Source organism: Lentzea sp. HUAS TT2, assembly GCF_051853195.1.
Classification (GTDB): Bacteria; Actinomycetota; Actinomycetes; order Mycobacteriales; family Pseudonocardiaceae; genus Lentzea.
Genome location: NZ_CP196667.1, coordinates 8694664 through 8714042, shown reverse-complemented (window position 1 = coordinate 8714042; position 19379 = coordinate 8694664). Strand labels below are relative to the sequence as shown.

The window sequence follows — 19379 nt, the reverse complement described above, 5'->3', positions numbered from 1 at the left end:
CGCGCGAAACTGTCCGCGCACACTGTCCGGCGTGGAAGATCCTGGGCCAAGGCCGCTCACCACGCGGTCGATCGTGAGTGGCGGCGAGGTGTTGGGCGATCGAGAGCTGGAGGCCCGCTGGGCGAACGCGTGGCGACCGGAGGAGATCGCGCGGCGGCTGGCCGGGGTGAGCGTCCCCTGGTACGTCGCGGCGGGCTGGGCGCTGGACCTGTTCCGCGGGGAGCAGACCCGGCCGCACGGCGATCTGGAGATCGCGGTGCCCGTGGCGGGATTCACGGAGGTCCGCGAGCGTTTCCCCGGCCACGCCTTCGACGTGCCGTCGTCGGGGCGCGTCTGGTTCGACGCGGGCGCCGACGTGCTGGCGGCGACGCACCAGACCTGGTTGCGGGAGCCCGTGACCGGCCACTACCTGTGCGACGTCTTCCGTGAGCCGCACGACGGCGACACGTGGATCTGCCGCCGTGACGAGGGTATCCGGTTGCCGTACGAGGTGATCGTCGAACGCACGGCGGACCGGATCCCCTACCTGGTACCGGAACTGGTGCTGCTCTTCAAGGCGAAGGAGGTGCGGCCGAAGGACCAGCTGGACTTCGAGAACGTGCTGCCCCTGCTCGGCCCGCAGCGCCGCCGCACGCTCAGGGAGTTGCTGGAACGCGTGCACCCCGCCCACGCCTGGCTGGGCGCGCTGAGCTGATCACCAGCCGCGCAGGCGGGGCCAGATCTCCTGGCTGCCGCCGGCCACGTGGTAGCGGTCGTGCTGGGCGGCCGTCGCGCAGGCGTGGTTGGGCAGGATCCGCAGGCGCGTCCCGATGGGCAGGTCGGGCACCGGCTCCCCGTCGCGGGTGCTCAGGACGCCGTGTTCCTGGCTGGCACCGGTCATCACCAGGCCGGGGATCAACCGGCCGCCGGCGTCGGCGACCAGCCCGTACCCCTGGTCGACGGCCTGCACCTGCGTGCCGCGGTCCCGTGAGGTGGCCATCCAGCCGCCGTCGGTGATCACCCAGTTCTTGTCGTGCCGGTGGCCGATCACCGTGACGGCCACGGTGAGGGCGAGGTCGTCGGTGGTGCAGACGCCGATGCCCGCCATGACGAGGTCGAAGAAGACGTAGTTGCCCGCGCGGACCTCGGTGACGCCGGTCAGGTCGGTGGCTGCGTGGGCGGTGGGGGTGGAGCCGACGCTGACGATCGGGCACGGGAGGCCGGCGGCGCGCAGGGTGGTGGCCGCGGAGACGGCCGTGTCGCGTTCGTTCTGCGCGGCCAGCAGCAGAGTCTCCGGTGTGTAGGCGAAGTAGGACTCGCCGGCGTGGGTGAGCACGCCGGCGAGGTTGCCGCCGAGCGTCCGGCCGATCTCGACGAGGGCGGGGTCGGTGGCCACGACACCGCCGCGGTGGCCGTCGCAGTCGATCTCGATCAGCGCCGGGACGCGGAGGTTCTCCTTGCCGGCGAACGAGGTCAGGGCTTCGGCCTGCGTGACGGAGTCGAGCAGGACGGTGAGCTCTACTCCGCGGCGCAGCAGGGCGGCGACTCGCGGGAGTTTGTGCGGGTCGATGCCGACGGCGTAGAGGACGTCGCGGTAGCCGGCGTCGGCGAAGTGCTCCGCCTCGGCCAGCGTCGACACGGTGATCGGCCCGTCCGCGTGCACGCGCTGGGCGACCTCGACGGACTTGGAGGTCTTGACGTGCAGTCGAAGCGGGACGCCGAGTGCGGCGAGGTGGTCGCGCAGCCGTGCCGCGTTGCGGTCGAGGCGGTCGATGTCGAGGACGGCGTACGGGGTGTCCACAGTGGTCACTCGGATGCTCCTGACGAGTGGCGGCGCAGCAGGGCGGCGGCGAGGGTGAGGTCCTGCAGGGCGAAACCGGAGCTGTCGAACACCGTGATCTCGTCGGGTGAGGTCCGGCCCGCGGCGCCGGCGAGCACTGCCCCGAGCGCGACCGGCGTGGCCCCTTCGGCGTGCTGGAACTCGCCGATGGTGCGTGACTGTTCCGGCAGGTCGCAGAACAGCGATGCGGTGCCGTACAACGAGATCGGCAGTTCCTGCTTGCCAGGGCCGTCGGCGCCCATGGCCGAGATGTGCGTGCCCGGTGCGACCCAGCCCGCGTCGAACAACGCCTCCCGGGAGGTGGTGGCGGTGACGAGCACGTCCGCGGCTTCCACCCCGGCCTGCGGTTCGGCGGGTTCGGCCGGCAGACCGGTCTGGGCGGTCACGGCGGCAGCGAACTCCAGTGCGGCGTCGGCACGGCGGCCGACGACGAGGACCCGTTCGAACGAACGCACCCGGCTGACGGCCCGCACCTCGTGCAGGGCCTGGTGCCCGGTGCCGATCACGGTCAGCCTGCGGGAGTCGTTGCGGGCCAGCGTGTCCACGGCCAGGGCGTCGGCGGCGGCCGTGCGGTAGGCGTTGGCGGTCGCGGCCTCGACGACGGCGCTGAGCCGCCCGGTGGCCGGGTCGAGCAGCACGATCGTGGAACTGTGGCGAGGCAGGTCGGTGTTGCCCGGCCAGAAGCTGCCGATCTTCACGCCCGCGAGGTCGCCCGCGGAGCCGGACTTGAGGGTGAACCTGTTGTGCGGCAAGGAGGAGTGGCCGATCACGACCGGGAACGTCGATCCCGTCGTCACGGCGAGGAACGCCTCCCGCGCTGCCTGCAACGCCAGCTCGTCGTTGACGAGGGCGGCCGACTCGGCCTCACTGATGAACGTGGTCACGGCTGGTCCTTCTTGAGCTCGGCGAGGTCGTTGTACAGGCCGGTGCGGGAGATGCCGAGGCGCTTCGCGATGCGGGCGGGCGCGCCGCGCAGGCTGAACACGCCGGCCTCGTGCAGCGACCGGACGAGCGTCAGCCGCTCGTCCCGCCCCAGTGCCGCGACGGGGACCGCGTGCGCGCGCTCGGCCCGCTTGACCAGCGACTCGACCACCTGGTCCAGGTCGCCGGAGAAGTCGGTCGTCGCGGTGGTCTCCTCGGCCGCCGACAGCCCGAGCAGGTCCGACAGCACCCCGGTGGCACGGGTGATGGCCGACATGTCGATGTTGATGCACAACGCGCCGATCAGCGTCCCGTCGACGTCGCGCAACGGCAGCGTCGTGCACTTGAGCACTCGCCCGTCCTGCGCTCGGGTCAGGTACCCGACCTCGTTGCGGGCGTCGTCCCCTGCGGCGAGGACGCGCAGGCCGATCTCGCTCATCGCGTCCCCCGGCACGCGGCCGGTGACCGACCCCGCGACCGCGACGACCGACCGTTCCTGGTCGCGGTAGTCGTGCAGCACGACCTCGCAGCTGCGCCCGAAGGTCGCCACGATGCCCTCGATGGTGGGCGTCAGCGCGGCGAACACGGCATCGGCTGTGCTCATGGGCTCCCTGTTCTGAACAAAGTGTCAAGTTCTGAACAAACTGTCCCACGGAGGCCGCGTCACCGCACTGTGGCCCTGGCCACGGCTCAGGGCGCGATGTACGGCGGCGCCACGCCCCAGCCCCACTTCGGCACCGGCGCCCCGTGGAACGGCTTGGCGTCCGCGGCGGAGTTCTGCACCGCGAGCCGCGTGCCCCACTCCAGATAGGACACGAACGCGGCGCGGAACTCCGGGTCGTCCGGCAGCCGCACCTCGTCCGCCGCGTCCATGATCAGGTTGAGCCAGCGGCGCCGCTGCTGTTCGGTGATGCCCCTGCCGATGTGCTGGGAGAGCATGAACTCGTAACCGCCGCGTTCCTCGGTGTACGCGGCGGGCCCGCCGAACACCTCGCCCAGCCACAGCGCCACGTACCGCGCGTGGCCGGGATCCATGCCGGCGAACACCGGCGCGAGCAGCGCGTCGTCCGCGACCTTGCGGTAGAACGCCTCGGTGAGCGCCAGCAACGCGTCCGCGCCGCCCGCCCACGTGTAGAGAGAAGGTGTTGACTGGTCGTTGATCACGACGCCAACTCCAGCAGCACGCGAAACGTCCGGCAAGTACGCACCTTTTGGTGAGGAGCGCCCGTGTACCACTGTCCCGTCGAGCTGACCCTCGACGTCATCGGCGGCAAGTGGCGGACCGTGATCCTCGCCCACCTCAAGCAGGGACCGCACCACTACGGCGAACTGCGCCGCAAGGTGCCGGGGATCAGCGAGAAGATGTTCGTGCAACGGCTGCGTGAGCTGCAGGAGTCGGGCCTGGTCTCGCGAACCGAGGTGCCTCCGCACGTCGAGTACTCGCTGACCGAGGAGGGCAGGAGCCTCGGACCCGCCCTGCAGGCCCTCTACGACTGGGGTGTCGAGCGGGCCGCCCGCACGGGTGAGACCGTAGGACCATGATCACGACGCCTCTGGCCGCGTTCGTGCGCGGCGCCGCGGAGTGGGAAGAGACCGCGCGAGGCCTGCGGCCGCACCGGCTGCCCGCGTGGGTGCGCGACCGCTTCCCCGACCCGCAGCTGATGACTGCCGAGAGCAGGCCCTCCGGTGTGCGCCTGGTGATGGCCACCGCCGCGAGCACGATCGAGCTGGACCTGCATCCGACCCACGTCTCCTACCGCGGTGTCGCCCGGTCGCGCGGCAGCGTCGACCTCGTCGTGGACGGCGAACTGGTCGCGAGCGAGCAACTCGGCGGCGGCGACCACGCCGAGGTCGACATGCGGACCGGGGAGACGCAGTTCCACCAGGGCACGGCGTTCACCGCGCGGTTCGCCGGTCTTGCGGACGGCGACAAGGTCGTGGAGATCTGGTTGCCCCACAACGAGACGGTGGACCTGGTCGCGTTGCGCACGGACGCGCCGGTGCGGCCGGCCGAGCCGGACAGGCGGATCTGGCTGCACCACGGCAGTTCGATCAGCGCCGGGTCCAACGCGGCCACCCCGGCCGGGATCTGGCCCGCCGTCGCGTCCCGCCGCGGTGACGTCGAGCTGCACAACCTCGGGTTCAGCGGGAGCGCCCTGGTCGACCCGTTCGTCGCACGGGTGATGCGCGACCGTCCCGCCGATCTGATCAGCGTCAAGTTCGGCATCAACGTCGTGAACTTCGACGTCATGCGGCTCAGGGCGTTCGTGCCGGCCGTGCACGGCTTCCTCGACACGATCCGCGACGGCCATCCGTCCGTGCCGCTGGTGCTGATCTCGCCGCTGTTCTGCGGCATCTACGAGGACACGCCCGGACCTGGCGGAATGGACATGGACGCGCTCGCCGCCGGGGACGTGGTCTTCACCGCCACCGGTCCGCACGGGGACGCGCCGCAGCTGACGTTGCGGATCATCCGCGAGGCGCTGGCGTCCTTGGCCGAACGCCGCGCGGAAGACCCGAACCTGCACTACCTGGACGGCACCCGCCTGTACGGGGAGCAGGACGCCGGTGCACACCCGTTGCCCGACGCCCTGCACCCCGACACGGTCACGCACGAACTGATCGGCGAACGTTTCGCCGAGTACGCGTTCGCGTCCGGTGGTCCGTTTGCTCAGGGCGTGATGCGGTAGGCGTCGATCATGCCCGCGGACGTGCCGCGGTTGACGATGCGGATGGTGTGTTGTGCGCGGGTGAGGCCGGACCTCTCCCACACCACCTGTTGCACCTGGTGGTTCCCCGTGGCGCGAAGGTCCACCGTGGCCTGGAACGAGGCGCCTGCGAGCACGGCTGCGGGCAACAGACGGAACGACCTCATGGAGCACCTTCCGGAACAGGGTGAAGGCGAACGGGGCGATGTCACACCCAGTCAAAATCCGACCTGTTCCGGTGGTCAAGGCTGATCAGGCTCAGTTCGTCCCGGTCTTTCCGGGGACAGGTCCGATCAGTTGGGCTATCGCCGTTGGCGCGAGCAGAGCTCGACCACCGCGTCGTGCTCGCGGGCGAGCGTCGCGTCGCGCGGCCGGTCGCCGAAGGGCTCCAGCCGTTCGTGGACGTCGGCGAGCAACCGGTAGCGGATGAGCCTGATGGCCGCCAGGAGCCAGGCTTCGATCTGGCCGGGCTCCTTCGGCGGGAACAGGCCGAGCGCGCTGTCGAACCACTGGGGCGTGACGAGGTCCCTGGCGATCGCGTCCTCCACCCGCTCGCGGATCGTCGCGCGGGCGGACTCGTCCGCGGCCTCCGACTTCGCCGCGGACGTCTCCGCGGACCTGTGCGCCTGCATTGCGTCCTTGAGTTGCAGGCGTGCGCGCTCCACGTTCTCGACAGGTCGCTTTCCGCTCCTGCGGAACGCGAGCCAGGTGCCTACTTCGTTGCGCCACAAACGTTCCGCGGCGACGGGCAGGTCCGTCAACGCCCGCGCGGCCTTCAGCGCCGACACCAGTGACTCGTCCCAGCGAACGAGCTCCTCCTCGGCCTTTTCGAGCTTGTTGCGCAGTTTCTGAACACCGGCCTCGGACACGGGGGCCGAGGCCAGCCCCGCCCGGATCGCCTGGACCATGTCGGGGGCGATGTCCGGGTGCCACGTGTCGAAGTCCGCGTGGGGCAGCCCGCCGCTCAGACGCACCTTGCGATGCAGCGCGTCGACGTTGCGGCGCAGCTCAGCGACCTTCGCGGCCTCCTGGGCCACCCGTGTTTCCGTCTTGCCGAGTCTTTCCACCACCTTGCCGACCGAGTGCTCGCCGACCTTGGGTTCCAGCTTGTCCAGCCGGTCACTGATCTTGGTCAGGCTTTCTCTCCTGGCGCGCACTCCGCTTTCGAGCTTGTCGATGCGATGGTCATGGCGGGCGAGCGTCGCGGTCAGTTCGTCGAACGTGTCGTCCTTCACCGCACGTACCTCCAGGCCCACCAGCCGATTCCCGCGAGGACGACCAGCGCCGACCACCCGCCCAGCAGCGGCGTTGCCAGTGCGCCCAGCACAGCGGCGATGCTGGCCACTCTGCGGGCACGGGGCTCCCAGTTGCCGTGCGCGGCGGGGTTGATCAGGAGTGCGGCGCCGACGGCAAGTGCCAGCAGCGCCGGTACGACGTTCCACGTGCTGAACCAGAAGACGGGCACGACCACCGCGGCCACCACGGCGACCGCTCCGATGACGCGGTAGTGGAGTCGAAGCGCGGCCGCGTCGGCATCGCGCCGTGCGTCGAGGAGCGCCTGCAGGTCGGCGTGCACGTCGTCGGCGATCTTGGACCAGCTCGGGTCGTCCGAATCCGCCGCGGTGAGGAGGTCGAGCTGGGTCAGCAGGGTGGCCTGCCGGACCTCGAGCAGGGAGTGTGGGTCATCCGCCATGGCAGACGATGGTGAGAGGCCGCGGTGTGCCGATCCAAGACCTACCGCGCGGAATAGGCCGCTTGCCGGTCAACATCACCCTTACAGCCGTTCCAGGGCCGCGAGTTCGCGTCCACTCCCGGCGAGAAGTGGACACCGGTCAGCGTCTCTCGGGTCCTTTGAGGACTGGGCGGTCGCCGGTTCGCCCGCCGCGCCGTTGTGCACGTCGGCGGCGCGGCCAATACGGTCGACATGTGATCGTGGTGGTGGGAGCAGGACTTGCTGGACTGAGTGCGGCGCTGGAGCTGAACGCGGCCGGCGCGGACGTCACCGTGCTGGAGGCGGCCGACGAGGTGGGTGGCCGCGTGCGGACGGACGTCGAGGACGGCGTGCGGTTCGACCGCGGCTTCCAGATCATGCTGCCCGCGTATCCCGAGCTGGAACGGCTGGACCTCGGGCCGTTCCCGTTGCGCCACCTGCGGCCCGGGGTGTTCGTGCACGACGGCGGCCGCCACGACCTGCTCGCCGACCCGCGCACCGGGCCAGCCGCGTGGGACGGGATGCTGCGCCAGCACGTCCTCGGCGCGCGGGATCTCGCGGCGCTGGCCGGGTTCTCGGCGCGGGACGCCTTCGGGCCCGTGCGCCCGTTGTTCACCTCGCCTGATCGCACGACGCGCGACGAGCTGCGGCACCTCGGGGTCACCGAACGCGCGGTCGAGGCGGTGTTCCGGCCGTTCCTGTCCGGGGTGTTCCTGGAGCGTGAGCTGAAGACGTCGTCGCGGTTCTTCCACCTGGTGTGGCGCAGCTTCGCCCGCGGCGGTGCGGCCGTGCCCGCGCTCGGCATGGGTGAGCTGCCGAAAGCGCTGGCTGCGCGACTGCCCGAGGGGACCGTGCAGCTGAACACCGCCGTGCACGCCGTGCATGACAACGGGGTCGACCTCGAAGGTGGCGAGCGGCTGAAGGCCGACGCCGTCGTGGTGGCGACGGACGGCACCACCGCGGCCGCCCTGCTGCCGGGCCTGGCCGAACCCCGCTGGAACAGCGTGACCACCTGGTACTTCCGGCCGCCGCGCTCGCCGTTGCGCGACGGGTGCCTGGTCGTCGACGCCCAGGGCGGGCCGGTCGTGAACACCGCGGTGATGTCGGAGGTCTCGCGGCCTTACTCACCGCACGCCCCGCTGGTGCAGGCGACCGTGCTGGGTGAAGCGTCCGAAAAGGACGTTCGCACGCACCTGAACCGCCTCTACGGCACGGACGTCAGCCGCTGGGAGGTCCTGCGGCGGTACGAGATCGAACGCGCGTTGCCAGCCATGGACGCCCCGCACCGGCTCAAGCTGTCCGTGCGCGCGGGCGAGCGGCGGTACGTCTGCGGCGACCACCGCGACACCAGTTCGATCCAGGGCGCGCTGCACTCGGGCCGCCGGGCCGCTCGGGCGGTGCTCGCCGACCTCGGTTAGCCGCGCAGGTACCGGGTGATCATCTGCACGAGCTCGTTCTCGAACGTCTCCACCGGCGTGGTCTGCGGTGACGCCGCGAACCGGTGCGTGTTGAGCTCCACGGTGAACACGATGAGGTCGACCGCGGTGTCCAGGTCCTGCACCCGCACGTCGGGGTGACGGGCGAACAGGTCGCGCACCTGGGCGACGCGCTGGGCGCCGTGCCGGGTGATCGTGTCCTTCAGCTCCTGCGAGAACTGGCCCTCCTCGACCATGATCCGGAGCAGCTGCGGGTCGTCGCGGTGGTTGTCGATCGCGTCGCGGACCAGCGCCCGCACGACCGGTTCCAGGGTGCCCGGCGCGAGGTCGAGCTGCTCGGCGCCCGTCCACGTGCCGCGGTCGACGTGCCGCACCAGCAGCTCGGCGAGGATCGCGTCCTTGTTCGGGAAGTACTGGTAGAGCGACCCGATCGAGACGCGCGCCCGTTCGGCGATGCGGTTGGTGGTGCCCGCCGCGTACCCGTGCTCGGCGAAAACGTGAGCAGCCGCGGTCAGGATGCGGTCGCGGGTGAGCTCGGCGCGGACCTGCCGGGGCTTCCGACGTGGGTCGACGTCGCGGTGGGCCGACGGCATGACGTCCTCCTCCAAAAGCGAGTATCCAAGACATGAGCAAAAGCTCATAATAGTGTCATGAGCTGGGAAAACAAGCTTAAGGACGATCATCTCCTCACGACAGTGGAGGACATCGGGTCGATCGTCGGCCGGGCCCCGTCGATGATCGGGCTGAAGCAGCTCAAGGCGCTCGACGAGGGATGCGTGACGGTGCTGTCCCACAGTCCGATCGCGGGTTTCGGTCACCGGGTCGCGGACGGCGGGAACACCACGACGTTCGTCGGTGGCAGGCCCGGGTTCGCGCGGGTGCACTCGCCGACGCGGATCTCCTTCCCCTGCGACGGGGCCGCCACCGGGCCGGCCTCGCTGGTCTTCCTGCTGCCGGGAGTGGGAGAGACGTTGCGGGTCAACGGTTCCGTGCGGCGCGGCACCGACGTCGTCTTCGACGTCGAGGAGGTGTACGTGCACTGCGCCCAGGCCGTCCTGCGCTCCGGGCTGTGGCAGCCGCCCACCCCGGCGGGCCCCGCGCCCGAGATCGACGGCGGACCGCTCGCCCGGCCCGGTGTCGCGGACTTCCTCGCGGCGGCACCGTTCCTCGCTCTGTCCACATGGGACACGAAGGGCGGCAGTGACACCAGTCCGCGCGGAGATCAGGGGCCTGTCGTGCGGATCGTGGACGGCCGCACGCTCCTGATGGCGGACCGCAGGGGCAACAAGCGCACCGACTCGTTGCGCAACCTCCTGCAGGACGACCGGCTTTCGTTCGCCGCCCTGGTTCCGGGACGCACCGGCGTGCTGCAGGTCCGCGGCCGTGGCAGGATCACCGTCGATCCCGCACGGCTGGAACCGTTGGCACTGCACGGAACACCACCGCACGCCGCGCTGCTCATCGACGTCGAGGCCGCCGAGCTGGTCGTGAGCGACGCCGTCACGCAGGCACGGCTGTGGACCGCCGACGCCGACCCCGACGTGCCGGACCTGATGGCGCTGGCGAGCCGCCACCTGGCCGCGAACACCGGCAGCAGGCTGCTCGGCATCACCCGGCTGATCCCGGAGAAGTGGCTGCGGGCGGTCATGAACCTGGCCTACCGCTCCGGCCTGCGCAAGGAGGGCTACGAGATCGCCGCCGCCCGGCCCCGTGCCGCCGTGGAGAACCCCCTGCGGGAGGTGCGCGTCGCCGAGGTCCGCCGCGAGACGCCGAGTGCGGTCACGGTCGTGCTGGAGGACGGCAAGCCGTTCGACTTCCGGCCCGGCCAGTTCTTCACGCTGGTCACCGACATCGGCGGCCGTCAGGTCCGCAGGCCCTACTCGGCGTCGTCGGCGCCGGGCTCGACGCGGCTGGAGGTCACGGTCAAGCAGGTCGGCCGGTTCTCCACCCACGTCCACGGCCTCGCGGTGGGCGACCGGCTGTTCGTGCGCGGCCCGTCCGGCTCGTTCCACCTGTCCGAGGACTCCGACGTGGTGCTCATCGCGGCGGGCAGTGGCGTGACGCCGATGATGAGCATGATCCGCACGCTCCTCAGCACATCCGGCACGAACCGGATCGCTTTCCTCTACAGCAACCGCAGCGCCGAGGAGACCATCTTCGCCGCCGAGCTGGAACGGTTGGGGGAGAAGCATCCTGGCCGCCTCGCGGTCACGCACGTGGTGACGTCCCGCGACGGCCGCCTCGACGTTCCCCAGGTCCGGGAATGGGCGACCACGCACGCTGGCGCAAGGTTCTACCTCTGCGGCCCGGAACCGCTGATGGACACCGTCCAGCAGGCGCTGACCGAACTGGGCGTCCCCGGCGAGCACGTCCACGTCGAGCGCTACACCAGCGGACCGTCCGCGACGGCCGTTTCCGCCACGCCGCAACGCATGCGCGTCGAGAACGTCGGCGAAGCGGTAGTCGAACCCGGCCAGACCCTGCTCGACGCGGGACTCGCCGCCGGGCTGCCGATGCCGTACTCCTGCACCGTCGGCAGCTGCGGCGAGTGCGTGGTGAAACTGCGGGGCGGCAAGGTCTCGCAGCAGGAGCCCAACTGCCTCACCCCCCAACAGAAGGCCGCCGGCCAGATCCTCGCCTGCACCAGCACGCCGTTGACCGAGGTCATCGTGGAGGTGTGACCGAGGCCCTGGCGGCACGGCGGGACAGGTCGGCGAACGCCTCTCGCAGGGCGGCAGGCCCGACCACCTCGACGTCCGCGTCGAACCGGGCCAGCTTCGCGGCCAGCGCGGCCCACGACCACGCGCCGGTCAGCAGCCGGGTGCGGGCGCCGTCCTCCTGCGCGGTGTCGTCCCCGGCGAACGGCGCCACCTCGGCAAGAGGCAGGTCGAGGATCACCTCGCCGCGACAGGGCCAGGCGTTGGTGTCGGACCCCTTGAACCGGGCGGACAGGAACGCGGCGACGTCACCCCCTGGCACCTCACGGGGCTGGAAGCGCGGTCCGTTGGGCACGCGGAGCGTCATGCGGTCGGCGCGGTACGTCCGCCAGTCGTCGCGTTCCGGGCTCCACCCGACGAGGTACCAGCGGCCCGACCGGACCACCAGGTGGTGCGGCTGGACCCGGCGCGGAGGGCCTTCGGCGGGCGGGCGGCCGGGGGAGCTGTAATCGAACCGCAGCTCCTCGCAGGCCCGGACGGCGCCGCTGAGCGCAAGCAGGACCTCGGTGTCCACCTGGGGGCCGCGGCCGGCGGATTCGACCTCCAAGGCGTCGATGCGCTGACGCAGGCGGGACGGCAGGACCTGGCGCACGGTGGCCAGCGCCCGTGCGGCGGCCTCCTCGATGCCCGCCCCGGTGCCGACGGCGATCCGCAGCGCCACGGCGAGCGCGACCGCCTGGTCCTCGTCGAACAGCAGCGGCGGCATCTGGCTGCCCGCCTCGAGCCGGTACCCGCCGTCGGGGCCCTTGACGGCCTGGACGAGGTACCCGAGCTCGCGCAGCCGGTCGACGTCGCGGCGCACCGTGCGTTCGCTGACGCCCAGCCGGTCGGCCAGCAGCACGCCCGGCCAGTCGCGGCGGACCTGCAGCAGGGACAGCAACGACAGCAGTCGGCCGGACGTGGTCGTGGACGCGGCGATCGGCATGAGTTCAGCTTGGCACAAGTAGCGGACGTTCCCTGTCCGCTACTGCTGACAAAGTCCCTCTCATGTCACTCAACGCAGTCACCCACCTGAACTTCCGCGGCCAGGCCCGGGAGGCCCTGGAGTTCTACCGCTCGGTCTTCGGCGGCCAGATCACCATCGCCACCTACGCCGACTTCGGCATGCCCGCCGAGGTGCCCGGCGCCAAGAACGTGGTGTTCGGCGAGGTCGTCGCCGAGAACGGCTTCCGCGTCATGGCCTACGACGTGCCCGGAACCGACGAGCCGGTCGCGGCCGGCGAGCCCACCACCCGTCGCGTGAACGGCACCACGGTCACCGAGGAGCCGTTCTTCCTGTCCGTGCGCGGCGAGAGCGTCGACGAGGTCGCCCCGATCTGGGACGGGCTCGCCGACGGCGCGACGGTGATCGAGGAGTTCGGCCCCGCGCAGTGGGCGCCCGCCTTCGGGATGCTCGCCGACAGGTTCGGCGTCACCTGGATCGTGGACGTCGCCGCGGCCCACGCCTGAGACCGTGCGGGGCGGGGTTCACTCCCGCCCCGCGCACCGGTTCAGCTCGCCTGGCGCAACGGCGCTCCGGCGTCGTGCAGGTGCCTCAGCACCTCGGCGTAGGAGCGGTACATCGTGGTCTTGCTGTACGGGATGCCGTGCCGGCGGCAGAAGTCCTCGACGACGGGCTGCGCGCGGCGGAGGTTCGGCCGGGGCATGTGCGGGTAGAGGTGGTGCTCGATCTGGTGGTTGAGACCGCCGAGCAGCGCGTCGACCCAGCGGCCGCCGGTGACGTTGCGCGACGTCAGCACCTGCTTGTGCAGGTGGTCGAGGCGCTGTCCCTGGGAGATGATCGGCATTCCCTTGTGGTTCGGCGCGAACGAGCACCCGAGGTAGACGCCCATCAGACCCTGGTGCACCGCGATGACGACGATCGCCTTCAACGGTGACAGCACGACGAACATCGCCGTCAGGTACGCGATCAGGGGCAGGAACTGGAGCGTGGCCTCACGCCACGGGTTGCGCAGTTCCTTGCGGCACAACGCGACCACGCCGGAGATCCGCAGCACGGCCGCCTCGGCGAGCAGCAGCGGGAAGAACAGGAACGCCTGGTGCCGGGTGATCCAGCGGTACGGGCCGCGCTTGGTCGCGGCCTGCGCGCGGCTGAACGCGAGGGCGTGGATCTCGATGTCCGGATCCTCGTCCTCGTGGTTGGGGTTCGCGTGATGACGGTTGTGCTTGGCGACCCACCACTGGTAGCTGATGCCCGTCAGGCTGCCGTGCAGATGCCCGACCACGTCGTTGTTGCGGTGGCTGCGGAAGATCTGCCGATGGCCGGCGTCGTGCCCGATGAACGCGAGCTGCGTCGACGCCACGGCCAGCGCGACCGCCGTGGCCACCTGCCACCACGAGTCGCCCAGCAGCACGAACGCCACGGCGATCGCGGCGAGCATCAGCGCGTTGACGGCCATCCGCAGGAAGTAGTAGCCGCGCCGGCGGTCGAGCAGGCCGGCCGCCTTGATCTCCTTGGTGAGCCGGCTGAAGTCGCTGCCGGGCGGGCGCTCCGACGTCTTGGCCGGCGCGTTGTGCGTCGTGGTCATGTACCTGCTCCGGGTAGTGGTGCGTCGGGGAGGCTCGGACACGGCTGCAGGACAGAGCTTTCCCACCGGGAGTGGGAGTGAACGCACAGCGGCGATGTTCGCAACGGGTCTGGGCGGCGAACCTCCCGTGCGGAGCTTCGAACGCACGGTCACCTTCTTTGTACCCGGTCCTGGCGCACTTCACCCACCAGCAACTTTTTCGTCACCGGGCGGCCAGGAATTAACGAAGCCGCAACCGGTGGCCCTGGCGGCGACCGTGTAGTGTCGGTTTTGTCGAGAACATCTCGCACTTGAGCGGTCAAGCCCAAGTCGTGCTCGGCGAACCTGAACCGGCGATTCTTCCTGCCGGAGACGGGAGTTCCGGCATGGTGTCGGCTCCGCACCTCTCTCACGCCCCACCGGCCGTCACGGCCACTGAGCAGCCTCGGCATCCGCTTCGACTCCGGTTGCGGCCGAAGGCGCCCACCCAGGGGTTCGTCGACGGTGCGTGGTGGCCGCGGTCCCGGGACCTCACCGCGGAACTGCCCGCGTTGATCGCGGTGCTGTCCGTTCGGCTGGGTGACATCCCGAGGGTGAGCTACAACCTGACCGAGTGGGACACGGCACCGCGCGAGATCGGGGTCGACGGGGTGCGCGTCCGGCTCAGCGGGTTCTGGTCCAGGCCGATGCACACCGTGGACGTCATCGCGGGCGATCGGACCCGGATCACGCTGCTGCTCGTACCGCCGGACGCCGAGCCGTTCGCGGCACACCAGGCCATGATGCGCGCCGCGCACCGCGAGAACACCGAGACCGTCGAGAACCTGCTCCGCGCCAAGAAGATCTCCGTGGACGTCATCCGGCAGGAGACACGAGGATTGTGATGACCAGACCACAGATCGCTCCCGGCCACTTCCCGGGACGCGTTCGTTGACCTCGCAGCGTGAACGAGGCCGCGAGGCACAGCCGGCGCGGGCACCCCGAATGCTCCGCGTCGGCTGTGCGTTCACCTACCGCGCGGAGGTGCCCACCCCCGCGGTGTTCCTGGTGCGCCCGTACCGCGAGGGCGAGGCGCAGGTGAGCTGCGAGCGCCTGTCCGTGGAGCCGGACGTCCCCGTGCGGCACTACTTCGACCTGTACGGCAACTTCCTGGCCCGCCTGGTCCTGCCGGCCGGACTGTCCACAGTGGACTACAGCGCGCTGGCGGAGGTCCCGGACGAGACCGAGGCCGTCGACGGCACCGCGCGGGAGATCTCGCCCGACAACCTGCCCGACGACGTGCTGCTGTACACGCTGCCGAGCCGCTACTGCGTGTCCGACGTGCTCGGGGACGAGGCCTGGTCGAAGTTCGGCGGCCTCGCGCCCGGTTACGACCGGGTGCGGGCGATCTGCCAGCACGTCCACGACTCGCTGAGCTTCGGCTACGGCACCTCCACGGCGTTGTCGACGGCGGCGGACGTCAACGCCTCGGGTTTCGGCGTGTGCCGCGACTTCACGCACCTGGCGATCTCGTTCTGCCGTGCGCTCAACATCCCCGCCCGCTACGTCTTCGGATATCTGCCCGACCTGGACGTGCCGCCCGACGGCGCCCCGATGGACTTCGCGGCGTGGATGGAAGTCTGGCTCGACGGCCGCTGGTGGACCTTCGACCCGCGCAACAACATGCCCCGCAAGGGCCGTGTGGTCGTCGGCCGCGGCCGGGACGCCGCGGACGTCGCCATGGTCACGACCTTCGGCGGCCCGGTGCTGGAGTCGATGATCGTCCGCGCGGAGGAGGAACCGGCCCCCGCACAAGGGTGATCGTCACCGCGTCCCGCCACTATCTCGACCACAGCCTCATCGGAGTCACCGCATGACCGTTCCCGAATCACTCATCGTCGAACCACGCACCACCGAGCCCACCGTCACCTGCGACGTGTGTCCCCACCCGTGGCAGAAGCACGACCCGCTGGGCGTGCGGTACTGCAACGCGACCGCGGCCTCCGCGCTGCCCCGCGGATGCATTTGCTCCTGACGGCAACTGCCTTCCCGCGCACTCCGTTCGCTGCCAAGATCCGGTGCGGTGACACAGACCGGCTGGAGGGCAAGTGGTTCGGAGAACAGGTGTGTCCGTATTAGCGGCGATCCTGGTGTCGTTGTGCGTTGTGGTGCCTGGTGCGAGCGCGGTGAGCCAGTCCGCCGAGTACCGGGACGCGACGCCGGTGGTGGTGCTTCCGCAGGCTGGGGAGGCACCGCTCACGACGGCCGCCGAGCGTTTCTGGGAGCTCCAACTCAACCTGTGCAACAGCGGGATCGCCGGCTGCTACTCGCAGGGCCGCGCGATCGGTGAGGGCGCCGACCTGATCCGCCGGCTGCGGCCGAACCTCGTGACGCTCAACGAGATCTGCGCGAACGACGTGTCCGGTCAGCTCGCGCCCGCGTTGGCGCAGGCGTGGCCGGGGGACGCGGTGTACCAGCTGTTCGTCCCGGCGGTCCGGCGCGACACCGGTGCGCCGGTGAAGTGCACCAACGGCCAGGACTACGGCAACGCCGTGATCGGCAGGGTGGCCGCGGGCAGCTACCAGGGCGTCAAGGCGTGGAGCGGCCGTTACACCAGCCAGGACAGCGGCAACGAGCAGCGCACGTTCGCGTGCGTGTACGCGATCGGCGACCACCTCGGCTGTGCCACGCACCTGTCGGCCAGCAGCGAGCCGGTCGCGCTCGCCCAGTGCCGCGCCTTGTTGTTCGACGTGATCCCGAACATCCGGGCCGTCGAGGGACTGAGCGGCAAGACGATCGTCGGCGGCGACTTCAACCTGGAGTACGACACCGCCGACCCGGAGAACGCGCAGAACTGCGTGCCTCCCGGTCACGTCCGCAAGGGCGACGGCGACGTGCAGCACGTCGTGTTCTCCAACGACAACGCGTTCGTCAGCACCAGCAAGTACGGCATGTCGCACACCGACCACGACGGCTGGCTGGTGCGCCTGACCAAGCCGTGATCACGCCTTCCTGCGCGGTGCGCAGGAAGGCGTCGAGCTCGGCGGTGGCCGGACCTGGCCGCGTGACGGCGAGAGCGGCGGCCGCGTTGGCTCGCCGGGCGGCCTCCTCCGGGGACAGGCCCCCGGCGAGTCCCGCGGCCAGCACCCCGCAGTGCGCGTCGCCGGCACCGTTGGGTGCTCGGCTGCCTCAAGACTGAGACGTACCTGCGCCGTTACGCCGAGCGCGCCGGCTTCGCACCGGAGATCCGCGGCACCACCACGGACTACTTCTTCGCCCGCACGCTCGTCACCGCGGGCGTGGGGGTCTCGCTGATCCCGTCCATCGCGCTCACCCCGGAGATCTCGGGTCTGGCCGCCGTTCCCGTCCGGCCGCCGGGGCCAGTCCGGCACACGCTCAGCCGGAGCCGAGCAGCCCGGCCACCAGCAGCGCCACGCTCACGGTGATGCCGAACAGTTCGACCGGTACGAGCCGTTTGCTGGCCTGCCGCGCGAACGCCAGGTTCACCAGCGCGTGTGCCGACGCCGTGGCCAGCACCCACCACAATCCGGCGGTCAGCAGCAGGGTGGCGCCGAGGTGGAACGACATGGTCGTGAGGCCGCGAACCCCGCTGTGCACGGGATGCGTGCTGACGAACCCGCCCTGGGCCTGCAGCTGTTCGGTTGCCTGAGTTCCCAGCGGCCAGCTGAACGTCTTCAGCTCGGTGGCGGCGATGAACACGAGCTGCGCCAGCGCCCAGCCGAAACCAGCCCAGAGCGCGGACTCGACGCCGCTGACGGCCACCAGGACCAGCGCGAGCCGCACCACCTCGTCGGTGACCCCCGACGCCGCCGCGACGATGGTGTCGCGTCGCCGGATCGCGTGCAGCCTGTTCGCCGAGCCCACCGCCGGCAACCGCGCCGCCAGCGCGACGAACCAGCCGAGCACGCCCAGCAGCACCGTGCCCACCTGGTCGACGCCGAGAAGCACGGCCAGCGTCACGGCGAGTGCCGCGAGCGCACCCGCGACCACCGCGGCGCCCGCCCTGACCCTCCTCGTGACCGGAGCAGGGGCCGAGCGGGTCTGTTCGTCGTTCGCCGATTCGTCGATGGCCCAACGCTACTCGCCGGCCGCCACTTCCGGCGATCAGCGGCTCCGATCGTCCACTGTGGACTTCTGTGGCAGTGTGGTGAACGTGCCTCGCGCCGCTTCCGCGCCTGTCACCTCCGGTGTAGCCTGGCCGCCAGGTGCCCCGGACCCTGGCTTCGCATTCGCTGCCGGAAGAAGGTCCCATGGCACATCTCGACGTCACCGCACCCCTTGATTCGTGCGCTGCCGGACTTCTGACCGTCACCGCGCGGACCACCGCGTCCGGGCCGATCGTGGTCACCGTGCGCGGCGAGCTGGAGGGGACGACCTCCGCGTTGTTGCGCGATCGGGTGAACGAGTCGCTGGTGCGCACCCGCCACCTCGTCCTCGACCTCGGCGGGGTGAGCTTTCTCTGCGCCGCCGGCCTCACCGCTCTCGTCGAGATCGGGCAACGGGCGCTGGCGGGCGGTACCGGCCTGTGCGTGGTCGCGCGCACCCGCCAGGTGCGGATGCCCCTGATGATCACGGGGTTGACGGGAACGTTCGACCTGCACGTCGAGGTGGGTGAGGCGGTGCGGTGCCGGGTCGGGCGCGGTTCGCCGTCACCGGCGTGGCCGCTGCTTGCCGGCCCTCGTCAGGCCGGCGACCTCCGGTGACCGTTCGTTGACCTGCCGGGCGATCTCCGACAGCGGCCGGCCGGTGTCGCGCGCGTGGTCGCGCAGGAGGGAGACCGCGTCCGCGACGCCGATCCCCAGCCGTTCGGTCAGCACGCCCTTGGCCTGCTCGATCGCGACGCGGTTCGCCAGCGCGGCCTGGAGCTGCCCGGCGGGCGCCCGGTCCTGTTCGGTCACCCGCATCTGGAAGAGGCTGATCGTCGCCACGTTCGCGAACGACTGCGCCAGCACCGCGTCGTCGGTGGAGAGCGTGCCGGGCGAGGTCCGGAGCAGGGTCAGCGAACCGATCACCTCGTCCCACAGGCGCATCGGCACCGCGTCGGCCGCGGCGAACCCGAGCTGTACGGCCGCCGCCGTGAACCGAGGCCACCGCGGCGGCATCGCGCCGAAGTTGCGGCATCGCACGGTCCGTCCCGAGCGGAAACATTCCTCGGACGGCCCTTCCTCACCCTGTGGCAGGAAGAGCTCGACCTGGGGCGTCGAGAGGGTGTGCGCGGCCATCAGCCTGAGCACGCCCTGCTCGTCTGCCAGCAGAATCCCCGCCGCGTCCACGGGCAACAGCTCCACGCTGTGCTCGGCCAGGACGTGCAGGAACTCGATGCTGTCGAACCGCTCCACGAGCATGTCGGCCAGTTCGGTGAAAGCCTCCGTGATCCGATGGTTCGACACGTCTTGTCACCTGCTTTCCGGCTGGTTTCGCGCCATCCGGACGAGGGGCACTCCGTTTTGCCGCAGAGCCGCTAGCAGCAATGACACGGATCGGTACGTCATGGGGAACAACAGGCTGCCAATCGGTCGGCCGGCGTCGAACGGGCGTAGTGTTCATTCTGTCGAGAAAC

General features: G+C 70.7%; 24 protein-coding genes and 1 pseudogene. 12 read left to right on the top strand and 13 right to left on the bottom strand.

The genetic code is table 11. The annotated features are described in order from the left end of the window. Positions 1-31 precede the first annotated feature (31 nt). Complete coding sequence (locus tag ACSHWB_RS41280; protein ID WP_439658758.1) at positions 32-694, top strand: nucleotidyltransferase domain-containing protein; 663 nt, start codon at positions 32-34, stop codon at positions 692-694. Here ACSHWB_RS41280 and ACSHWB_RS41275 read toward each other — a convergent pair whose 3' ends face one another. The 4 genes from ACSHWB_RS41275 to ACSHWB_RS41260 all read right to left on the bottom strand — a co-directional run bounded on the left by ACSHWB_RS41275 (position 695) and on the right by ACSHWB_RS41260 (position 3904). Beyond that, positions 695-1789, bottom strand: coding sequence for an alanine racemase (locus tag ACSHWB_RS41275; protein WP_439658757.1), 1095 nt, complete (start codon positions 1787-1789; stop codon positions 695-697). Next, positions 1786-2703, bottom strand: a complete 918-nt coding sequence (locus ACSHWB_RS41270; protein ID WP_439658756.1) for an ornithine cyclodeaminase family protein — start codon at positions 2701-2703, stop codon at positions 1786-1788. The genes ACSHWB_RS41275 and ACSHWB_RS41270 overlap by 4 nt, the downstream gene beginning before the upstream one ends. Beyond that, on the bottom strand, positions 2700-3344 hold the full coding sequence (locus ACSHWB_RS41265) for a helix-turn-helix transcriptional regulator (protein WP_439658755.1): 645 nt from the start codon (positions 3342-3344) through the stop codon (positions 2700-2702). Before ACSHWB_RS41265 ends, ACSHWB_RS41270 begins: the two co-directional genes overlap by 4 nt. A gap of 86 nt (positions 3345-3430) precedes the next feature. Next, positions 3431-3904, bottom strand: a complete 474-nt coding sequence (locus ACSHWB_RS41260) for a group II truncated hemoglobin (RefSeq protein ID WP_439658754.1) — start codon at positions 3902-3904, stop codon at positions 3431-3433. Between the two features lie 63 nt (positions 3905-3967). Between ACSHWB_RS41260 and ACSHWB_RS41255 the strand changes: the two genes are divergently transcribed. Beyond that, positions 3968-4282 carry a winged helix-turn-helix transcriptional regulator gene (locus ACSHWB_RS41255; RefSeq protein ID WP_439658753.1) on the top strand — a complete coding sequence of 105 codons (315 nt, stop codon included), beginning with the start codon at positions 3968-3970 and terminating at the stop codon, positions 4280-4282. Next, positions 4279-5430 carry a GDSL-type esterase/lipase family protein gene (locus tag ACSHWB_RS41250; RefSeq protein WP_439658752.1) on the top strand — a complete coding sequence of 384 codons (1152 nt, stop codon included), beginning with the start codon at positions 4279-4281 and terminating at the stop codon, positions 5428-5430. The genes ACSHWB_RS41255 and ACSHWB_RS41250 overlap by 4 nt, the downstream gene beginning before the upstream one ends. On the opposite strand, the gene ACSHWB_RS41245 is transcribed toward ACSHWB_RS41250, so the two are convergent. The 3 genes from ACSHWB_RS41245 to ACSHWB_RS41235 form a co-directional block, all read right to left on the bottom strand. After that, positions 5412-5615: a hypothetical protein gene (locus ACSHWB_RS41245; RefSeq protein ID WP_439658751.1), complete on the bottom strand. Its 204-nt coding sequence runs from the start codon at positions 5613-5615 to the stop codon at positions 5412-5414. The genes ACSHWB_RS41250 and ACSHWB_RS41245 overlap by 19 nt on opposite strands. A gap of 135 nt (positions 5616-5750) precedes the next feature. After that, complete coding sequence (locus tag ACSHWB_RS41240) at positions 5751-6683, bottom strand: hypothetical protein (RefSeq protein WP_439658750.1); 933 nt, start codon at positions 6681-6683, stop codon at positions 5751-5753. Continuing rightward, the gene (locus ACSHWB_RS41235; protein ID WP_439658749.1) at positions 6680-7141 is read right to left on the bottom strand and encodes a hypothetical protein; all 462 of its coding nucleotides are present in this window, start codon (positions 7139-7141) and stop codon (positions 6680-6682) included. Before ACSHWB_RS41235 ends, ACSHWB_RS41240 begins: the two co-directional genes overlap by 4 nt. A 233-nt stretch (positions 7142-7374) precedes the next feature. Here ACSHWB_RS41235 and ACSHWB_RS41230 point away from each other — a divergent pair, with 233 nt between their 5' ends. After that, on the top strand, positions 7375-8577 hold the full coding sequence (locus ACSHWB_RS41230; protein WP_439658748.1) for an NAD(P)/FAD-dependent oxidoreductase: 1203 nt from the start codon (positions 7375-7377) through the stop codon (positions 8575-8577). Here the strand turns inward: ACSHWB_RS41230 and ACSHWB_RS41225 are convergent. Then, on the bottom strand, positions 8574-9188 hold the full coding sequence (locus tag ACSHWB_RS41225; protein ID WP_439658747.1) for a TetR/AcrR family transcriptional regulator: 615 nt from the start codon (positions 9186-9188) through the stop codon (positions 8574-8576). The two genes, ACSHWB_RS41230 and ACSHWB_RS41225, sit on opposite strands and share 4 nt — an antisense overlap. A gap of 57 nt (positions 9189-9245) precedes the next feature. On the opposite strand from ACSHWB_RS41225, the gene ACSHWB_RS41220 reads away from it, so the two are divergent. Then, positions 9246-11276: a 2Fe-2S iron-sulfur cluster-binding protein gene (locus ACSHWB_RS41220; RefSeq protein WP_439658746.1), complete on the top strand. Its 2031-nt coding sequence runs from the start codon at positions 9246-9248 to the stop codon at positions 11274-11276. Here the strand turns inward: ACSHWB_RS41220 and ACSHWB_RS41215 are convergent. Then, on the bottom strand, positions 11260-12237 hold the full coding sequence (locus ACSHWB_RS41215; protein WP_439658745.1) for a helix-turn-helix transcriptional regulator: 978 nt from the start codon (positions 12235-12237) through the stop codon (positions 11260-11262). The genes ACSHWB_RS41220 and ACSHWB_RS41215 overlap by 17 nt on opposite strands. 62 nt (positions 12238-12299) lie before the next feature. Between ACSHWB_RS41215 and ACSHWB_RS41210 the strand changes: the two genes are divergently transcribed. Beyond that, positions 12300-12761, top strand: coding sequence for a VOC family protein (locus ACSHWB_RS41210; protein ID WP_439658744.1), 462 nt, complete (start codon positions 12300-12302; stop codon positions 12759-12761). A gap of 41 nt (positions 12762-12802) precedes the next feature. Here the strand turns inward: ACSHWB_RS41210 and ACSHWB_RS41205 are convergent, their stop codons facing one another. Next, positions 12803-13840: a fatty acid desaturase family protein gene (locus tag ACSHWB_RS41205; RefSeq protein ID WP_439658743.1), complete on the bottom strand. Its 1038-nt coding sequence runs from the start codon at positions 13838-13840 to the stop codon at positions 12803-12805. 365 nt (positions 13841-14205) lie between these two features. On the opposite strand from ACSHWB_RS41205, the gene ACSHWB_RS41200 reads away from it, so the two are divergent. From ACSHWB_RS41200 to ACSHWB_RS41185, 4 genes are all read left to right on the top strand, one after another. Beyond that, positions 14206-14703 carry a DUF5994 family protein gene (locus ACSHWB_RS41200; protein ID WP_439658742.1) on the top strand — a complete coding sequence of 166 codons (498 nt, stop codon included), beginning with the start codon at positions 14206-14208 and terminating at the stop codon, positions 14701-14703. Between the two features lie 46 nt (positions 14704-14749). Further along, the gene (locus tag ACSHWB_RS41195; protein ID WP_439658741.1) at positions 14750-15619 is read left to right on the top strand and encodes a transglutaminase-like domain-containing protein; all 870 of its coding nucleotides are present in this window, start codon (positions 14750-14752) and stop codon (positions 15617-15619) included. 52 nt (positions 15620-15671) lie between these two features. Next, entirely contained in the window at positions 15672-15833 is a 162-nt protein-coding gene (locus tag ACSHWB_RS41190) for an RGCVC family protein (RefSeq protein WP_439658740.1), read from the top strand. A 91-nt stretch (positions 15834-15924) separates the two neighbouring features. Continuing rightward, positions 15925-16800: an endonuclease/exonuclease/phosphatase family protein gene (locus ACSHWB_RS41185; RefSeq protein ID WP_439658739.1), complete on the top strand. Its 876-nt coding sequence runs from the start codon at positions 15925-15927 to the stop codon at positions 16798-16800. Here the strand turns inward: ACSHWB_RS41185 and ACSHWB_RS41180 are convergent. Next, positions 16730-16969 (bottom strand): annotated as a pseudogene (locus ACSHWB_RS41180) (PfkB family carbohydrate kinase); the annotation flags it as partial. The gene ACSHWB_RS41185 and the pseudogene ACSHWB_RS41180 sit on opposite strands and share 71 nt — an antisense overlap. 5 nt (positions 16970-16974) lie before the next feature. Here ACSHWB_RS41180 and ACSHWB_RS41175 point away from each other — a divergent pair. Next, positions 16975-17244 (top strand): LysR substrate-binding domain-containing protein, encoded by a 270-nt coding sequence (locus ACSHWB_RS41175; RefSeq protein WP_439658738.1) that lies wholly within the window; start codon positions 16975-16977, stop codon positions 17242-17244. Here the strand turns inward: ACSHWB_RS41175 and ACSHWB_RS41170 are convergent. Then, a complete protein-coding gene (locus ACSHWB_RS41170) occupies positions 17195-17809 on the bottom strand; it encodes a hypothetical protein (RefSeq protein ID WP_439658737.1) in 615 nt (204 codons plus the stop codon). The two genes, ACSHWB_RS41175 and ACSHWB_RS41170, sit on opposite strands and share 50 nt — an antisense overlap. 260 nt (positions 17810-18069) lie before the next feature. On the opposite strand from ACSHWB_RS41170, the gene ACSHWB_RS41165 reads away from it, so the two are divergent. Next, positions 18070-18522, top strand: coding sequence for an STAS domain-containing protein (locus ACSHWB_RS41165; protein WP_439658736.1), 453 nt, complete (start codon positions 18070-18072; stop codon positions 18520-18522). Here the strand turns inward: ACSHWB_RS41165 and ACSHWB_RS41160 are convergent. Beyond that, a complete protein-coding gene (locus tag ACSHWB_RS41160) occupies positions 18469-19209 on the bottom strand; it encodes an ANTAR domain-containing protein (RefSeq protein ID WP_439658735.1) in 741 nt (246 codons plus the stop codon). The genes ACSHWB_RS41165 and ACSHWB_RS41160 overlap by 54 nt on opposite strands. Positions 19210-19379 lie beyond the last annotated feature (170 nt).